Annotated in this window: 17 protein-coding genes; 10 read left to right on the top strand and 7 right to left on the bottom strand. The window is 49.3% G+C overall.

The window, feature by feature from the left end; all coding sequences use genetic code 11:
• The first annotated feature begins 24 nt into the window (after positions 1–24).
• The 3 genes from K6J72_RS02515 to K6J72_RS02505 all read left to right on the top strand — a co-directional run bounded on the left by K6J72_RS02515 (position 25) and on the right by K6J72_RS02505 (position 1,218).
• Complete coding sequence (locus tag K6J72_RS02515; protein WP_221280360.1) at positions 25–177, top strand: hypothetical protein; 153 nt, start codon at positions 25–27, stop codon at positions 175–177.
• A gap of 10 nt (positions 178–187) precedes the next feature.
• Positions 188–748, top strand: a complete 561-nt coding sequence (locus tag K6J72_RS02510; RefSeq protein ID WP_260320642.1) for a nitroreductase family protein — start codon at positions 188–190, stop codon at positions 746–748.
• A gap of 92 nt (positions 749–840) precedes the next feature.
• Positions 841–1,218 (top strand): hypothetical protein, encoded by a 378-nt coding sequence (locus K6J72_RS02505; protein ID WP_221280358.1) that lies wholly within the window; start codon positions 841–843, stop codon positions 1,216–1,218.
• Here the strand turns inward: K6J72_RS02505 and K6J72_RS02500 are convergent.
• Complete coding sequence (locus K6J72_RS02500; RefSeq protein ID WP_221280356.1) at positions 1,208–2,356, bottom strand: epoxyqueuosine reductase QueH; 1,149 nt, start codon at positions 2,354–2,356, stop codon at positions 1,208–1,210. The two genes, K6J72_RS02505 and K6J72_RS02500, sit on opposite strands and share 11 nt — an antisense overlap.
• 81 nt (positions 2,357–2,437) lie before the next feature.
• Between K6J72_RS02500 and K6J72_RS02495 the strand changes: the two genes are divergently transcribed.
• The 7 genes from K6J72_RS02495 to K6J72_RS02465 all read left to right on the top strand — a co-directional run bounded on the left by K6J72_RS02495 (position 2,438) and on the right by K6J72_RS02465 (position 9,387).
• Positions 2,438–2,773: a cupin domain-containing protein gene (locus K6J72_RS02495; RefSeq protein WP_221280354.1), complete on the top strand. Its 336-nt coding sequence runs from the start codon at positions 2,438–2,440 to the stop codon at positions 2,771–2,773.
• Between the two features lie 14 nt (positions 2,774–2,787).
• A complete protein-coding gene (locus K6J72_RS02490) occupies positions 2,788–3,804 on the top strand; it encodes an SEL1-like repeat protein (RefSeq protein ID WP_221280352.1) in 1,017 nt (338 codons plus the stop codon).
• Between the two features lie 33 nt (positions 3,805–3,837).
• Positions 3,838–4,392 carry a hypothetical protein gene (locus K6J72_RS02485; RefSeq protein ID WP_221280349.1) on the top strand — a complete coding sequence of 185 codons (555 nt, stop codon included), beginning with the start codon at positions 3,838–3,840 and terminating at the stop codon, positions 4,390–4,392.
• Positions 4,393–4,874: 482 nt separating this feature from the next.
• Positions 4,875–6,143, top strand: coding sequence for a phosphopyruvate hydratase (gene eno / locus K6J72_RS02480; RefSeq protein WP_221280347.1), 1,269 nt, complete (start codon positions 4,875–4,877; stop codon positions 6,141–6,143).
• Complete coding sequence (locus K6J72_RS02475) at positions 6,109–6,633, top strand: shikimate kinase (protein WP_260320641.1); 525 nt, start codon at positions 6,109–6,111, stop codon at positions 6,631–6,633. Before eno ends, K6J72_RS02475 begins: the two co-directional genes overlap by 35 nt.
• 57 nt (positions 6,634–6,690) lie before the next feature.
• Positions 6,691–8,196: a phosphate acetyltransferase gene (gene pta / locus K6J72_RS02470; RefSeq protein ID WP_221280345.1), complete on the top strand. Its 1,506-nt coding sequence runs from the start codon at positions 6,691–6,693 to the stop codon at positions 8,194–8,196.
• Entirely contained in the window at positions 8,197–9,387 is a 1,191-nt protein-coding gene (locus K6J72_RS02465) for an acetate kinase (protein WP_221280343.1), read from the top strand.
• On the opposite strand, the gene traF is transcribed toward K6J72_RS02465, so the two are convergent.
• The 6 genes from traF to K6J72_RS02435 form a co-directional block, all read right to left on the bottom strand.
• Complete coding sequence (gene traF, locus K6J72_RS02460) at positions 9,319–10,812, bottom strand: conjugal transfer protein TraF (RefSeq protein WP_260320640.1); 1,494 nt, start codon at positions 10,810–10,812, stop codon at positions 9,319–9,321. The two genes, K6J72_RS02465 and traF, sit on opposite strands and share 69 nt — an antisense overlap.
• Positions 10,813–10,882: 70 nt before the next feature.
• Entirely contained in the window at positions 10,883–11,581 is a 699-nt protein-coding gene (locus tag K6J72_RS02455) for a TerB family tellurite resistance protein (protein WP_221280341.1), read from the bottom strand.
• Complete coding sequence (locus K6J72_RS02450; protein ID WP_221280339.1) at positions 11,581–11,883, bottom strand: hypothetical protein; 303 nt, start codon at positions 11,881–11,883, stop codon at positions 11,581–11,583. Before K6J72_RS02450 ends, K6J72_RS02455 begins: the two co-directional genes overlap by 1 nt.
• A gap of 10 nt (positions 11,884–11,893) precedes the next feature.
• Positions 11,894–13,387 (bottom strand): DUF5644 domain-containing protein, encoded by a 1,494-nt coding sequence (locus tag K6J72_RS02445; protein WP_221280337.1) that lies wholly within the window; start codon positions 13,385–13,387, stop codon positions 11,894–11,896.
• Positions 13,387–13,854, bottom strand: coding sequence for a hypothetical protein (locus K6J72_RS02440; protein WP_221280335.1), 468 nt, complete (start codon positions 13,852–13,854; stop codon positions 13,387–13,389). The genes K6J72_RS02445 and K6J72_RS02440 overlap by 1 nt, the downstream gene beginning before the upstream one ends.
• Positions 13,854–15,617, bottom strand: a complete 1,764-nt coding sequence (locus K6J72_RS02435; protein WP_221280334.1) for a M3 family oligoendopeptidase — start codon at positions 15,615–15,617, stop codon at positions 13,854–13,856. Before K6J72_RS02435 ends, K6J72_RS02440 begins: the two co-directional genes overlap by 1 nt.
• Between the last annotated feature and the right edge of the window lie 14 nt (positions 15,618–15,631).

The raw sequence follows: 15,631 nt of genomic DNA, 5'->3' as shown, positions 1-15,631 counted from the left end.
GGCAAAGTGGCAGAGAAATCCTAAATGCCAAAAATCCCCAAACCCGCTGCAGGCTTTGCCATCAGCGGGGCACTAAGCCTTAGAGAAAAGAACACCAAAGCGAGAAACAAACCCCTAGCGCACATTTGCCTATGGTTTTCTAAAACAAGTTACAATGGCCCTTCTAATCCCAACTAAAAGGACATGTATGCAAGCACAGACCTTGACCCCAGAAACTATAAACAGCTTTTTACACCGCCGTTTTGCGTGTAAACGCTTTGACCCCAACGCCCCCCTGTCTAAAGAGGTTTTAGAGCAAATCCTAGAAGCCGCCCGCCTTGCCCCTAGCTCTTACAACACCCAACCTTGGGAGTTTATCGTGTTACAAGGCGCTATGAAAGACAAACTCTTGCCCTATGTTTATTTCAACGCCGATCTCGTCAAAAGTTGCGCCGCTTTGGTGGTGGTGGGCTATATGCACTCTAGCGAGCTCAACCCTGCCTACTTGAGTCAGTTTTACAGCAAAGAGTACCAAGAGAGGGTAGCTAGTGGCGTGCAGGTCTTGTTGAAGGAACGGCTCAAAAACGACCAAACCCTGATTGAAGCCTACATGAAGGAGCAATGCTACATCGCGGTGGGGCAAATGACCCTGACAGCCACCTTAATGGGCGTGGATTCGTGCATAATCGGGGGCTTTGAGGCGCAAAAGGTGCAGAGCGTGTTAAACGCCTACTTCAACCCCCCCAACCTCGCCTGTTGGTGGCTCTAGGCAAGGCGGCCATGCCCACCACCGCCAAGGCCCGCAAAGAAAAAGGGAGTGCTGTTAAGTTTTTGTAAGTTTTATGTTTTAGGGAGATTTTTGTGGAAGTCGTGCAGAATGAAAGGGAGTTGCAAAAAGCGTTAGAGGGCGATCTTGAAGACATCGGCGTGCAGGGGCGGCTTGTCGCCAAAATCACCCCCCTGGTGAGCGCCAACAACGCTTCGTGGTACATCGCTATGGTCGCCATCACCACAGCTTTTATTGAGTCCACAGAGGCGACCGGCATGGGCGCGGCCATCCCACAGCGCATCATGGCGACAGAGGATGCGGCGGGGGCGGTGGATATTTTGGGCGCGGAGGCGACTTACACCGCCATCTCTATGGCTGTGGCGGCAGGGAGTGTGGAGATTTTGGAACATTTGCGCGCTTACCGCCTGGAAAAGTGCGAGGACAACAAGGCAGTGTTGGTTAAGAGGTAGCCAACAAGTAGAAGTTTTTCTGCTCGAACACCTGAGCATAAATCTCCACTTCAAGCACCTCCCCCACAAGGGCATTTAAATCCTGCACGAGAAAGATCGCCTGGATGCTCTCCACCCCTGCGATTTTCTCCCTTAGATATAGCTCTTGCTCGTAGGTGAGTTTCAGGGCTTTTAGGGGGGTTGGTGGGGTGTTTAACAAAAGGGCAACGCTGGCAGTGTCTATAAAGAGGCTATCGTCTTTGGGACTAAAGCCTAGTGTGATGGAGATTTGGGGCGCGCGCACGCCTAGCCTAGCGCAGAGCATTTCTTCGGCTAGGGTGGGCTTTAGGGAGGTGGTGGTGGTTTGCAAATCCTTGATTTTCACCTTTTTGGGGTTGGAGTGGGTGAGGATGTGGCTGGGGATGGTGCGCTGATTGACACAGAGCCGCCCCCTTAAGAGCAAATAAGTTTGCAAGTTCTGTTGCAAAAGATGGTAGTTTTGTGCCCTAGACTCCAACTCTTGGCGCTCTTTAAACAACTCTAAGCGGCGGGCGATGCCCGCCGGGTGCATTTGGCAGCTTAGGGGGCTGATGAGTTCGATACAGGGCTTGTCCTGCGCTTGGCGTTGCTTTTCAAGGGCGAACACACAGCCACAATAATTCTGCCGGTACAACTTGTCTTTTTTGGCAAGTGCATTCTGCTTTTGAACCCCCCCACAAGCGCGCACATTTGTGTAAACAAACTCTAAGCCATATTTTTGCGCTATGGCTTGCCCCTGCTCTTTGAGTACCGCCTGTTCTTTCATGGGGCTTGAGAGCAGGGTCGTGCTGAATTGTTTTAAGCCCAGCATCAACGCCATTTGTGCACTCACCTCAAGACGCGTATCAAAGCACACGCTACACCTTTTGCCCTTCTCTTCCTCTTGCTCTAGCCCCCTAATGGCCTGCATCCACGAGCTTAAAGTGTAATCGCCCTCAAGTAGAGGGATCTTTAACGCCGCGCACGAGCGTTTGACATCCAAGAGGCGCAGGTCATACTCTTCTTTGGGGTGTATGTTGGGGTTGTAAAAAAAGCCTGTGAGCGGGGTTTGGGGGTAAAGCTTTTTGAGCTCTTGCAAGAAATAATGGCTATCCACAGAACAACAAATATGCACTAACATGCGCACTCCATTTTTGCGCCATTGTAGCCAAATTTGCTTTTCTTGGCTAGAATGCCCCTTATTTTCAACCAAAGGCATTCCATGCAAATTTTACGCTTCTTAGAAAACCCCAATTTCCAAACCCTAGACATCCAAAAACTCTTTGAAACCCCACAAAGCAAAGAAATCCGCATTTGCATGCCCCAGGGCGCACAAATGCAAGAACACCAAGCCCCCGGGGCGATTGTGGTACGGGTCTTGCAAGGGCGCATTTGGTTTGAGGTAGAGGGGCAAAAGCACACCCTAGAGTGTGGCGATTGCATTGCCCTAGAGGCAAATGTCCCCCACAGCCTAGGCGGCCTAGAAAACAGCGTGATCAATCTCACTTTAAGCAAATTAGACAGCCTGCAAAGGGTGCTGAGTGTCCCCTCTAAGTAGGGCTTAAGTCCCTTTTGTTGTCTTTTCTCTGCTACAATCCCCCTTCATTCCAAACAAAAGGACAAACCACACTTTCCACTTTCAGCAAAGCTTTAGAAAATGCCTACCACCAAAGCACAGAGGACGACACAGAGTTAGAAAACGCTTTAGCGCAATTTAAAAAATGCAAAGTCAAAACAAACGCGGCGTTAAATGCCCTCAACTCTGCCACAGCAAGCCCCCAAGCTTTAGAACAAGCCAATAACTTAGCTAAATCTTTAGAGGATTTAGAAGTGTTGTTAAACGCTTTGCAAGAAAGCCACACAGATTTATTGCAAGGCACAAACTCTAGCCAAAACCCTAACCCCACACAAGCCACAAATGCGGACGCGTTGCGTCCTTCCCCAAACACCACAGCCCTTGAAGTCAAGCCCCTATGGAAATACGGCGCAAACACTTTGCAAGCCTTTAAAGATTACATGCAAGCCAAAGACACCGGTAGTGCTAGCGCGTGGCTAGAGCTAGGCAAAATGGCGGTGGAGGGGATTGTGTTATACCCGGATAACAACACAGCCATGCGTTGTTTTCAAAAGGCCATAGAATTAGGCTCCGTGCAAGCGATGGTGGAGCTGGGTAAGGTGTATATGGAAAATAGGGACACACAAATTACAGAGTATGGGAGTGGGGAGGCATTGAGTGGGGAGGAGGTCATTCATGCCTTAAACCCCCTAAAAGACGATCTAGAGAGCGAGGATTATTTAACAATTTTCAAACATTGCCAAGTCTTTAAAGACAAAACGCTCACAAATTGCCAAGAAAAAGCACAAGAGCTTTTTGAAAAAGCGGTGGGCTTAGGCGAGGGGCGGGGGTATGTGGGGTTAGCTGAGATGTTTGCGTATTATAAGGATGATGATGAAATGGCAAAAACCTATTACACCCAAGCCATGCAGTCTTTAAAACCCCAAGCCCAACAGGGCGATGGGGAGGCTTATGCTCTGTGGGGCGAGGCTTTAAAAGAGGTTGTGGGTTATTATGATGAAGAGAAGAGGTGATGCAACTCTACCAAAAAGCCATTGATTTAGGCTATGCAGAATGCAAGTATGCTAGGCAGGGCAACAGCGGAGGAAAGAGAGGAACGAAGCAACACCTACTTTAAACAAGGGGCTAGATTAGGCAGTGGCAAGTGTGCCATGTATTTACGCTTTTCAACAGATAACCTACCCTATGAAGGCAGAGATGATTTAGACAATTTTGAATTAGCCGCTACGCAAGCCATAGAGTTTATGGATAGACTCATGGAGTGTATCCAAATCCAAAAATTTGTCGCCTTGCATTGTAGGCACCACCAAGTGCTTTTAAGATTATTAGAAAATCTAAGTTTAGCGAAGGCAATCAATGAGCGTATCGGCTTACACGAAGTTAAGCGTTATCGACTCTTATTAAAGCTTGAAATCAATGGAATTGTTGATGCTCTATCGCGCCCCAACACATGGTTTGCAAAAAGTTTAGGGCGAAACCAATGGCGTTTTAACGCTTTTGCAGATTACCCAAATCTTAGAGTATTTGCAAAGCCCTACGAAAACCGCTATCAAAAAGTCAATGCTGAGGGGGAAGTTGAATTTGATGCTAGCCTCTTGTGATGCCGATAACACCCCAGCCTATGGGGGAAAGCAAGCCCTAATGCCCCCACAAAGACGGCTAGTCTTTGCTTGAGTGTTTATCACTTCCCCTAAAACCCCCCCCAAAAAGCCAAAAATGGGGGCAATCTCTCTCCCACAATGCTAGTCTAAAAAAGGGGGAGTGATGAGAAAGGGAGGGTGTGAGGAGAGATACCCAAAAGGGGGGCTATACCCCAAGTGTATAGGGGGCAACTCCCTAAGTTTATTTATTAGGCGTGGAGCGTCCATGCCCTTTAACTTGAGTCCCGTCTTTTTTCGTGTAGGGGGGCACACGCACGATTTTTTTACCGCCATTTGTCTTTGCCATTGTATCACCGCCTTTCTATGAGAGATTTTGCGATATCGGCACTTTCTACCTAGAAACATAACCCCCCTTCTCAAAATCCCCAACTTTTGCCAACTTTTGCTAACATGTCTTTTTTACCAGCAAGAGAAGGAAAAACATGCAAATCGAATCGATCCAAGCCTATGAAGTCCTAGATAGTCGGGGCAACCCCACACTCAAGGCGCAAGTGGCGCTTAGTGGGGGCTTTTTGGGGCACGCGATCGTGCCCAGTGGGGCAAGCACAGGTAAAAAAGAGGCGTTGGAGTTGCGCGATGGAGAACATGGACGCTTCTTGGGCAAGGGGGTAACAAAGGCGTGTGGCTTTGTCAATGGGGCGATCCAAGAGGCTTTGATCGGGCAAGACCCTTACAACCAAGCCAAAATAGACCATGCATTGCAAAGCTTAGACAACACCTCTAATTACAGCCACTTAGGGGCTAATGCCGTTTTAGGCGTGTCTATGGCTTTGGCAAGGGCAGCGGCGCGCTCTTTAAACCTGCCCCTTTATGCCTACTTAGGCGGGCTAAATGCTCGCTTACTGCCCGCCCCCATGCTCAACATCATCAATGGCGGAGCACACGCCAACAACCGCCTAGACTTCCAAGAATACATGATCATGCCCCTAGGCTTTGCGAGTTTTAAAGAGGCTTTAAGGGCAAGCGTGGAGGTGTATCACACCCTAAAGGCGATGCTAGCTGATGCCAAGCACCCCACAAGTGTAGGCGATGAGGGCGGGTTTGCCCCAGACTTTAGGGACAACACCGAGCCTTTGGAGTGGATCCTAAAAGCCATTGAAAAGGCGGGCTACAAACCCGGTGCGCAAATCGCTTTAGCCTTAGACATCGCCAGCAGCGAGCTCATCAACATAGCGGGGCATTATGTGCTGGCAGGGGAGAATAAAGAGTTAGAAGCAGAAGAGCTGATCGAGTATTACGCCCAGCTTGTAGCAAAATACCCCATCGTATCCATTGAAGACGCTTTGGGTGAAGAGGATTACAGTGGGTGGGCTGAACTCACCAAAAAGCTAGGCAATAGGGTACAGCTGGTGGGCGATGACTTATTTGTAACAAATGAAACGCTGTTAAAAGAGGGTATAGAAAAGGGCTTGGCCAATGCTATTTTGATCAAGCCCAACCAAATCGGCAGCTTGACACAGACCATGCAAACCATGCACCTAGCGCAAAAATCGGGCTATGCGTGCGTGATGAGCCACAGAAGTGGGGAGAGTGAAGACAGCTTCATTGCCGATTTTAGCGTGGCACTCAACACGGGGCAGATCAAAACCGGCGCGCCCACAAGGGGTGAGCGCACCGCTAAATACAACCGCCTGCTAGAAATTGAAATGGCAAGCCATGCGCCCTATGCTGGACCCACTCTCTTTCAATAAAATTTATAAAATTTGGCTCATTGGGTTTATGGGCTGTGGCAAAAGCACTTTGGGAGCAGTGCTCGCTAAGGCCTTGGGCTATAAATTCTTAGACACGGATTTACAAATCAGCGCACAAGAGGGCTTTAGTGTCGCGCAAATTTTTAAAGAAAAAGGGGAGCACTATTTTAGGGATTTAGAGAAGAGTTTAGTGGCGCAAATCGAACAAGTGCCAAGCCCCTTAGTGATCGCCACAGGGGGTGGGTTGCCCCTACACGCCCCCTTGCAAGGCACAATCATTCACTTGCATTTGGACTTTGAGAGTCTATACATAAGGCTTTTAAACGACCCTAACCCCAGACCGCTTTTTAAAGACAAAGAGAGCCTATTTACCCTTTACCAACAACGCGCCCCACTTTATGAGAGGATGGCGGCCTTAAATTTAGACGCTCAGGGCACGCCTAAAGATTTGGCGTTACAGATCATGGGATTTCTCGCCCCAAAAGCTTAACTGCTAGAGCTTGTTAATATCTCTGGGCTATAATAGCCTTTTTATTAAAGGAGAAGTATGGGTAAGGGAATTTTAGTTTATGCACCTGGGGAGTTAGAGCAAAAGGCTGTAGAGTTTTTGCAAGCCCTATTAAAGCACCGCCACAAGAGTGTAGCGCTCTTTGCCCCCACAGAGTTGCTGAGCGAACAAGACATTTTAAGCAGACTAGCAGACAAAGACGAGGGCGTGTTTGCGCAAATGCTAGACATTTACACACCCCTAGCCAAAGAACACGACTATGTCCTCGTGCTTGGCGGTGGTTTAAAGCATTTAGGAGAGCTGGATAGACAAATTTATGAAAATTTAGCGAGGCATTTGAACTTAGTCGTGGTGCAAGTCTTTAACGAACACCCACAACTCGCGCACCAAATCCAGCTCGCGCACCTTAGCTGGGAGCGTTTGGGGCTTTTAAACCCCTTGAGTTTGGCTTTAAAGCCCCTAGAAGTGTGCCAGCTTGCGCTCTGTGTGAGTGGCATGCAAAGCCCTAACGAGGCGCAAAGCGCCTTTGAGAGTTTGGAATATGCCGACACGGCGTGTTTAAGCCCCGTGTGTTTCCAGCACAGCCTGCTTTCTCGTGCCCAACAAGAGACGAAAACCATTGTGTTGCCCGAAAGCGGCGATGAGCGGATTTTAAAAGCGGCGCATGCGATCTTGCAATTAAAGGCGGCAAAATTGATTTTATTGGGCGAAAAAGACAAAGTCCACAAAGACGCTAAAGATTTGGGGCTGGACTTAAAGGACACTTTGGTTTTAGACCCAAAGACTTCTACACATTTAGATGAGTTTGCCAACACTTTATACGAGTTGCGTAAAGCTAAGGGCTTAAGCCTAGAGGAGGCACAAAGGCTCGTTAAAACCCCCACTTACTTTGGGACAATGCTTGTACACTTAGGGCATGCGCATGGCATGGTTTCAGGCGCGACCCACACCACCGCCGACACCGTGCGTCCCGCCTTGCAAATCATTAAGCTCGCCCCGGGCAATGATTTGGTTTCTAGCATATTTTTCATGTGCTTGGAGACAAAGGTCTATGTCTTTGGCGATTGTGCGATTAACCCCAACCCAAGCAGCGAAGAACTTGCCCAAATCGCCCTAGCTTCCGCCAAAACCGCCAAAGCCTTTGGCTTTGAGCCTAAAGTGGCCATGCTCTCTTACTCTACGGGCACTTCAGGCAAGGGCCCGGATGTGGACAAGGTCGCCAAAGCCGTGCAAATTGCCAGAGAAATGGACAGCGCTTTGGCTTTAGATGGACCATTGCAATTTGATGCCAGTGTGGATCCGCTCACCGGTCGGCGTAAAATGCCCGGTAGCCCCGTGGCGGGCAAGGCAAATGTCTTGATATTCCCCAATTTAGATGCAGGCAACATCGCCTATAAAGCCGTGCAACGCTGTGCACACACTCTAGCCATAGGCCCTGTGTTGCAGGGGCTTAAAAAACCCGTAAACGACCTTAGCCGGGGTTGTTTAGTCGATGATGTGATCAACACCATCATCATCACCGCCATACAAGCACAGGGGCTGTAAATGCGGGTACTCGTTTTAAATTTAGGCAGCTCGTCCATCAAGTTCCAGCTGTTTAACATGGACAAACACATGGTTTTGGCTAAAGGGCTTGTGGAGCAAATAGGCGAGCCTGAGGGCAAAATCAGCATCACCACTAATGCCAAAGCTTCACAGAGCGAGAGCCTACACATCGCCGATCACGCCCATGGGCTGTTGAAAATGCAAGAAAAACTACAAGTAATGGGGGTTTTAAAAAGCTTGGATCATATCGATGGCGTGGGGGCATCGGGTCGTGCAGGGGGGGATTTATTCATCAAGCCCACTTTAATCACGCCTGAAGTCATCGGGCATTTAGAAGAGCTTTGCCCCCTAGCCCCACTGCACAACCCCGCCCACCTAGCCGGGATCAAGGCGATGCAAGCACAAGTGCCCAATCTGCCCCAAGTGGCCGTGTTCGACACCGCTTACCACCAGAGCATCCCCCCCCACGCCTATATGTATGCCCTGCCCTACGAGCTTTACCAACAGCACAAACTGCGCCGCTATGGCTTTCACGGCACTTCACACGACTTTGTTGCCCAAGAGGCCGCTAGATTTTTACACATCCCCTATAGAAACTTCAACGCCATCTCTTTGCACCTTGGCAATGGGGCGAGCGTGTGCGCCATTAAGGATGGCAAGAGTGTAGAAACCTCTATGGGGCTCACCCCCCTAGAGGGGCTTGTGATGGGGACTCGTTCGGGCGATTTAGACCCAGCCTTGCTCTCTTACATCGGGCAGCTCACCAACAAGGACACCGCCAGCGTGGTGCACATGCTCAATCACGAAAGCGGTCTGAAGGGGCTTTGTGGAGACAATGACATGCGCTCCATTGAAAAGCGCATGGCCGCTCAAGATAAAAAAGCCAAACTCGCCTTTGACACTTATGCGCACCGGATTAGAAAATACATCGGGGCTTACGCCTTTGTACTTGGGGCTTTGGATGCGATCATTTTCACGGGGGGAGTGGGCGAAAACAGCACCAAGTTACGCCACACCGTGTGCAGTGGGCTGGAGAACTTCGGGATTTTCCTAGATGAAGAAGCCAACGCCAACCCCCGCCCCGGGATCGCGCTTTTGAGCCAAGCGCGTAAATTGCCTATTTTAAGAGTGCCCACCAACGAAGAGTTGGCGATCGCTAAGGCGACTGTGCAGGTTGTACGGAGGCTTTAAACTACCACTCCCAACCCCGCCCACCCGAAAGGCTAGGTAGTTGGGGAGTTTCATACTTGCTAGAGAGCCTAAAATCCCTTGCGCCCCCGAACCGCCTAGGGCAACGGTTTGCAAGCCCGATTGCACCGAAAAGTCAATGACTTTAAACAGGCGAATCCCCCCCGTTAAAATCACCCCTTGGTGCAAGCCCTCTTTAGCCACATTCCCCATTGCTCCCAGTTTCAAGGCAAACCACTTCCAGTTAAACATCACTCCGCCCCCAATCATTTGGCTGCGCTTATCCAACATCATGGTTTGATTCGAAGTTAAATCAAAGTCCATTGCCAAATTCAGCCATTTCCAGCGATAACCCAGCCCCAAACGCACCTGCGGATCGATTCGCATGTTGGGCAAATGGGCGTAGCGGATTTTGGGGGCGTTTAGGTATTTGCCCACAAGCCCCACCATGAAGCCCTTGATGCGGTAAGCCCCGCCCAAATCTAGACCAAAGTGGCTTTGGCGCACCATGTCCTGTGTGCTGAAAGAGAAGTTAGAAAGCAAGTTTTCAGCGTTGGCGATGAAAGCCTGCCCTGCCCCAGAAAACCCAAGCCCATAGCTCAAGGTGTAAAGGTATTTAAAGGTTACTCCAAAGGCGATCCGCCCCGCTTTTTTAAGGTCAAAGCCCTTAGCGTAGGCAAAGGGTACAGCCCCGATCCCCAAAGCCTGCACCCGCGCGGCGTTATTAGCGTAGGGGGAGAGCAAAGATGAATTTAAAAAGGCACTTTGGTTGCTTTGGCTTAAAGTCAAGCTGTCTTTATTGATTTGCGCCCCAGCGTAAAAACCATGGCCTAGGGGCGCGATGAGTTGGTGATAGCGGGGGTTGGTTACGGCACTCGCGCCGGCAAAAAGGCTGGCAAAAACGCCGATGCTAAATGTTCCGATCCCGCCCTTATGGTTTTTCAACTTGGGGCTGATCTGCACCACAATGCCATTTTGCGAATCTACATGCAAGCCATTTAGCTTTAAAAAGTCTTTCAAAGCATTGCCCGCATTGACAATAGTTTGCGCTGTGGGGCTTTGGGCGGCATCAATGCTGAGAGTCCCCCCTTGTACCAAGCTTTGTAGGGCTTGTGGGGGGAGCTGCTCGGCTAATTGTGTGAGATCGTCCAAGCTTGAGCCTTGCAGGGCACTAGACACGAGGGGTAGGATATTTTTCTCCCTAACCCCGATCCCAAAGCTATAACCTAGTTTGGCTTTACTGCACTCATCCATATCCAGCAAGGCGGGGTTATAATACAGCCCCCAAGCAGAGTTTTCAAGGGCGACTCCTGCCCCACCCATGCCAAAGCTGGTGTTGCCCATTTCGCCAAACTCCAAGCCCTCCAAGCCACCACAAGCCAAAGCGCACAAAACTAAGGTTTTTCTCACCGCTATCTCTCCCTTCATAAAAATAAAGGGATATCCTAGCATGTTTTCTTTTTGTTTACAAAGCTATTTTAGAATGGAGGTTTTACATTTATGTATTTTTGGGGAGTTGCCACAACTCCAGCATGCAATCAGGCAGATAGCTTTTATTCCATTTCTTGGGGTCAAGCAAGTTTAGATGTGTTTCTTGTACCCTGGCTTTAAAGCCTTCAAAATCCACCACTTCTAGGCTCTCTTGTGGACTGAAGTTTAAGCTCCCAAAACCCTCGTAAAGTTGGTTAAAATCCGCATTCTCTAGCCCCAAAAACGCCCCTATGTCTAGCAGGGCTTCCCTTTCTTCAGACCCCAACGCCCCATCGCTGTAAGCCAAAACAAAAAGCAGTTCCACCCACTTCACCCGCTTTTTATACTCCCCATGCGCTAGGCTAGAGAGCGCGTTGCAGAGTTCTTCAAGCGGGCGGTCGTCTTTTTGGTAAATCTCGGTGAGTGGCTCCAAGTCCTTGTGAAACACTTGGCTCAAGTCTTGCAAAAACACTTGGCTTAAAGCAAGACTTAGAGGGGTTTCTTTGATGTGTTTGCTAAACACCCCCATTAAAGCGGCAAACAAGCCCGCTTCGCTGTTTTTGAGCGTTTCTAGGGGGGTGGGCAGCACATAGGTTTCAGGCGGACTGAACTCTTGCTTCTTGAGCTCCGGGGGGTTTTTAAGCGGATTTTTCAAATACTCCTGCAAGGTGTAGTATAGATAGATCAACACCACCGCCACCCCCACAATCAACACCACTTCCAACATTAAAGCAAACTCGTGTTGCTGTCGCGTTTTTTATAGTCCCGTTCTGTAGCGGCTTGATTCAAGCGCCGCTTCTCCTCTTTCTCTTTTTTCCGTAAATCCATTTTGCGCTCGTAGCTCCTTTTGAGTTGTTGTATGTAGTCCTCCCGCTTTTCTGGGGGCTGAAAGGATATGGGCTTGATGAGTAATAAGAACGCTACAAAAAAGAAAATCATGAGGGCTAAATCTCCCGAAGTTTCGCCATTGACAATATACCAGGCCAGGCCAAGCACTGAGGCAAATAGGATTTTTAGCCCTGTTTTCAAGCGTACTCCCTCACAAGAAGTTAAAGGCGTTTTTGTGGCTGTCTAAGCCCAACGCCTTAGTTTCTCTCTCACCCAACGCCAAAAGCACCACCTGGGGCAAGAACAAGGCACTCGTGCAGTCGTGATCCCTTTGGTAGGCTTTAGAGGCTTGCTCGGCGAGAGTGTCGAACATGTGGAATTGGCTGAGCGCATCCACCATTAAAAAATCCACGCCCAAATCAATGCCTGCATAGCGGATTCGCGCCGACTCTTTGAGTGCCATTTGGCGGTCAATGTCTAACAAGTGGGCGTAAGATTCTTTACTAAATAGGGGGCTGTGGGTGTGTAAACCCAGCCACTTCAATAGGGCGGGGTGTTCTTGTGCGCTCTCTTTAAACCACACGGCGCTAAAGCCTTTAAAAGGGGTGATGGGCTCAAGTTGCAACACCTCTTTTGCCAATAAATCGTTTAAAAACACCGCTGTAGCCTCGGGACTGTAGCTTAAGCCATAGGCGGCTAGGTTTTGATTGACACTCTCTAATAGGTCAGGCTCGCTATCCAAAAGGACTTTGGCATGCGTGGCGTTCTTGTAAGCGTCCTCCTCAGCGCACAGCAAGACTCCCCCAACTTTATGCGCTAGGGCAAGGTTGTAGGCGCTGGCTGCTAAAAATTTTTCTAAATCCGCCAAACGCCCCCAATGTCCGCCATCAAAGACACAGGGCAACTCTAAAAAGTGCAGGTTCAGCTTTTGCAACAAGAGGCGTGTACTTTGCAGCAGGGGGGTGGCATTGTAACTTTGTGGATAGGTGCTGTAGAGCAAGTAGGGGGCTTGCTTGCTTGTGTCGGGCTTAGAGAAGTTGTAGGCAATGTTGCCTAGTCTGGCCCACGGGTTGTTGGCTAAGGGGCATTTTGAGCCATTCAAGAGCATTTGTTGCAGGCTGTAAATCTCTACATCGAGCGCATCGCTCTCGGGGTAAAGGCGGTGTTTTAAAGGTACAAAGTGCATCACGCCATGCATTTTGTCGGCAATGCTGCTTAAGATCTCCGGGCTTCTGTGGGGGTAGCGCTCCATCAGCCACTTGGCGTATAAGAAAAACCCGTCCCCAAAGTAGCCCGCATGCTCTTTAGGCGTTAGGGTGTTGATGTTGGCGTATTTGGCAAGCTCTGCCCTCTCCTCCTCAGTCAAAAAGGGCGCGCTTGCAAAGAAGTTTGCATAAGGCTCGAGCAGGGCTTCCTCATCCAGCAATAAATCTTGTTTGGCGTAAGGGATCGCCAAAGGTTCAAGCACCCACTCTTTGCCAAAACGATCGATCAAGTCGGCAATCTCTAAATCCTCAAACACAGCGATTTGGTTGATCTTTAGCCCCAAATGCACCGAGTCGTAGGCAAGATTAGGCACACTTGCCAGCACTTCTTTTAAACGGCCCCCAGGGTTATAGCTCACGCCATAAAGCACATAAGCGGGGTTGTAATCGCAAATGGGGTTGAATTTAAAGGCGCGGATTTTTAAAGTGAGTAGGCTCATTAGGGTTCTTTCTGTAAAGTGGCGATCACTTCTTGGTTTCTTGGGTCGGACAAGAGCGCATCCTTAGAGCTTTGCAGGGCTTCGGCGGTGCTGTCTGTGAAAATCGTATGCGGATCACAGCGGTTAAACAGCACGACATTGGAGTCGTTTCTATCCTTAACGATGATTTGCACGATCCCCTCAAGCGCGATTCGCACTGTGGTTTCAAAATTGTCGCCCAGCCCCGCCTCAAAGCTGATGCGTGGAGGCTCTTTGGCGATTTTCAAGCTTTCAAAGGTGTAGCCGGCCAATACAAAGAGTACAAAACTCCCAAAGTCGGCAATCTGCTCTTCGGGGATGGGGGGGTCAAAGCGCACATGCTCTAGGGCGCAAAAGACACTAAAATGCGTGTGGGTTTGGTGCAAAAAATGCAGGCAATCTAGGCAATGTTGGTCGCTCATCGCCTTGTATCTTTGCAGGATATCCATTAAAGCAAGCCCTCGAACTCTGCGAGCATTTTCTCCACCTCGCCCATGCCAATTTTCCAAAATTCTTTATCGGCAATGTTTAAGCCAAACATGCCCACCAACTCTTCAGGGCTTTGGCTGCCCCCCTTGCTTAAAAAGGTGGTGTAGGTGTCTACAAACTCTTGTTTCTCTTTTAGGGTTTTCTTAGAACGGTATAGCCCAAAGAGCGCTAGGACCAACAACTGCCCATAGCTGTAAGAGTAGCAGTAAAAGGGCGAATGGATGAAGTGAGGGATGTAGCTCCACCAACGGGCGTAGTTTTTGCTGAGCTTCAAGCTCTTGCCAAACATTTTGGTGTTTTCCTCTTGCCAAATTTTGTCAAAATCTTTGGCTTTCAGCTCCTCAAAATGCTCCCCATTTTGGTGGATACGCCTTTCAAAATTCGTCATCACCACCTGCCTAAACATCGTGGAGAAAATGTCCTCTAATTTGCCCGCATAAATGCCCCTTAACTCCTTCTTATCTAGGTCTTTCTTCAGGTTCTCAAACAAAAGCATTTCACCAAAGACAGAGGCGGTTTCGCTCGTGGTCAAGGGGGTGTTGGTGTTTAAATAGCCCACTTGACGGCTCAAGGTCTGGTGGATCATATGCCCAAACTCGTGAGCGATGGTGAAGGCGGAACGCCGATTGCCCGTGAAGTTTAAAAGCACAAAGGGGTGTGCGCTAGGCACCGTGCTGTCGCTAAAAGCCCCGCCCCGTTTATCGGCTCTAGGGTGCGAGTCCACCCACCCCCCCTCAATGCCCTGCTTGACAATTTCGTAAAATTTGGGCGAAAACTCTTTGTAGGCCTTACACACCAAATCCAACGCCTCTTTGTAGCTTAAAGGGGCTTCTTTGGATTCAATGGGGGCGTAGCGGTCGTGGTCCTTGAGTTTATGGCCTAAAATTTTTGCCTTGCTTTTGTAGTAGCGGTGCACGAGGGGGTAGTGTTCCTCCACAATCTCGATCATGCTATCCACGCTGGCTTGGGAGATTTGGTTAGACAAATGCCTAAAAGTTTCGGGCCTTTCGTAGTGGCGTAACTTCGTGTCGATGTGGAGGTCTTTACGCACCATGTTTAAAACATAGGTCAGCACCAACTCTTGCTTTTTTAAGGATTTTGTCAAGGTCTTTTGCGCCTGTTTGCGTAGTTTGCGATCGGGGTTGTGCAGCTCGGATAAAATCTCTTCCTCGCTCAGCATTTTATTTTGAAAAGGCATTTTAAGCGAAGTGATGACCTGATCGAACAAATTAGAAAACGCCTCCACGCCCACACCACAAGTGGCTAAAAGCACCTTTTCCTCAGGCAGGCTCAGCATGTGGGGCTTTTGGCGCAAAAGCAAGCGCAAGAAATAGGCGTATTTGGGCGTGGCGGCAATCAACGCCTCTTGTTTTGCGCTCTCTAGGGCACAAAACTCGTTTTCCACAAAGAGCAAATGTTTGCCCATATCGGCACACAGTAGTTGGTATTTGGCGTAAAGGTCGCTTCTTTTCGCATCCACACAGAAAATCAAAAAGACATAACTCATCGCCCGCGAAATGCCCTCACTCAAGGTTTCATACTCTGCCAGCACCGCCTCAAACTTCTCGGGCTCAATCTTAGCAAAACTGCCCGCATGCTTTTTCTCAAAACTCGCGACCTTTTTATCCCAAGCCGCTAGGTGCTTGTCTAAAGCTTCTTGGTCTTTAAAAAGCGCGCTCAAATCCCACCGGTGTTCTAAATCTTTTGCTTCTTTGCTTCCCATAAAAACTCCTTTGA

Origin of the sequence: Helicobacter sp. NHP19-003 (assembly GCF_019703305.1) — a bacterium.
In the GTDB taxonomy this organism is placed as follows: Bacteria; Campylobacterota; Campylobacteria; order Campylobacterales; family Helicobacteraceae; genus Helicobacter; species Helicobacter gastrocanis.
This window is presented reverse-complemented; position numbering and strand designations above follow the sequence as displayed.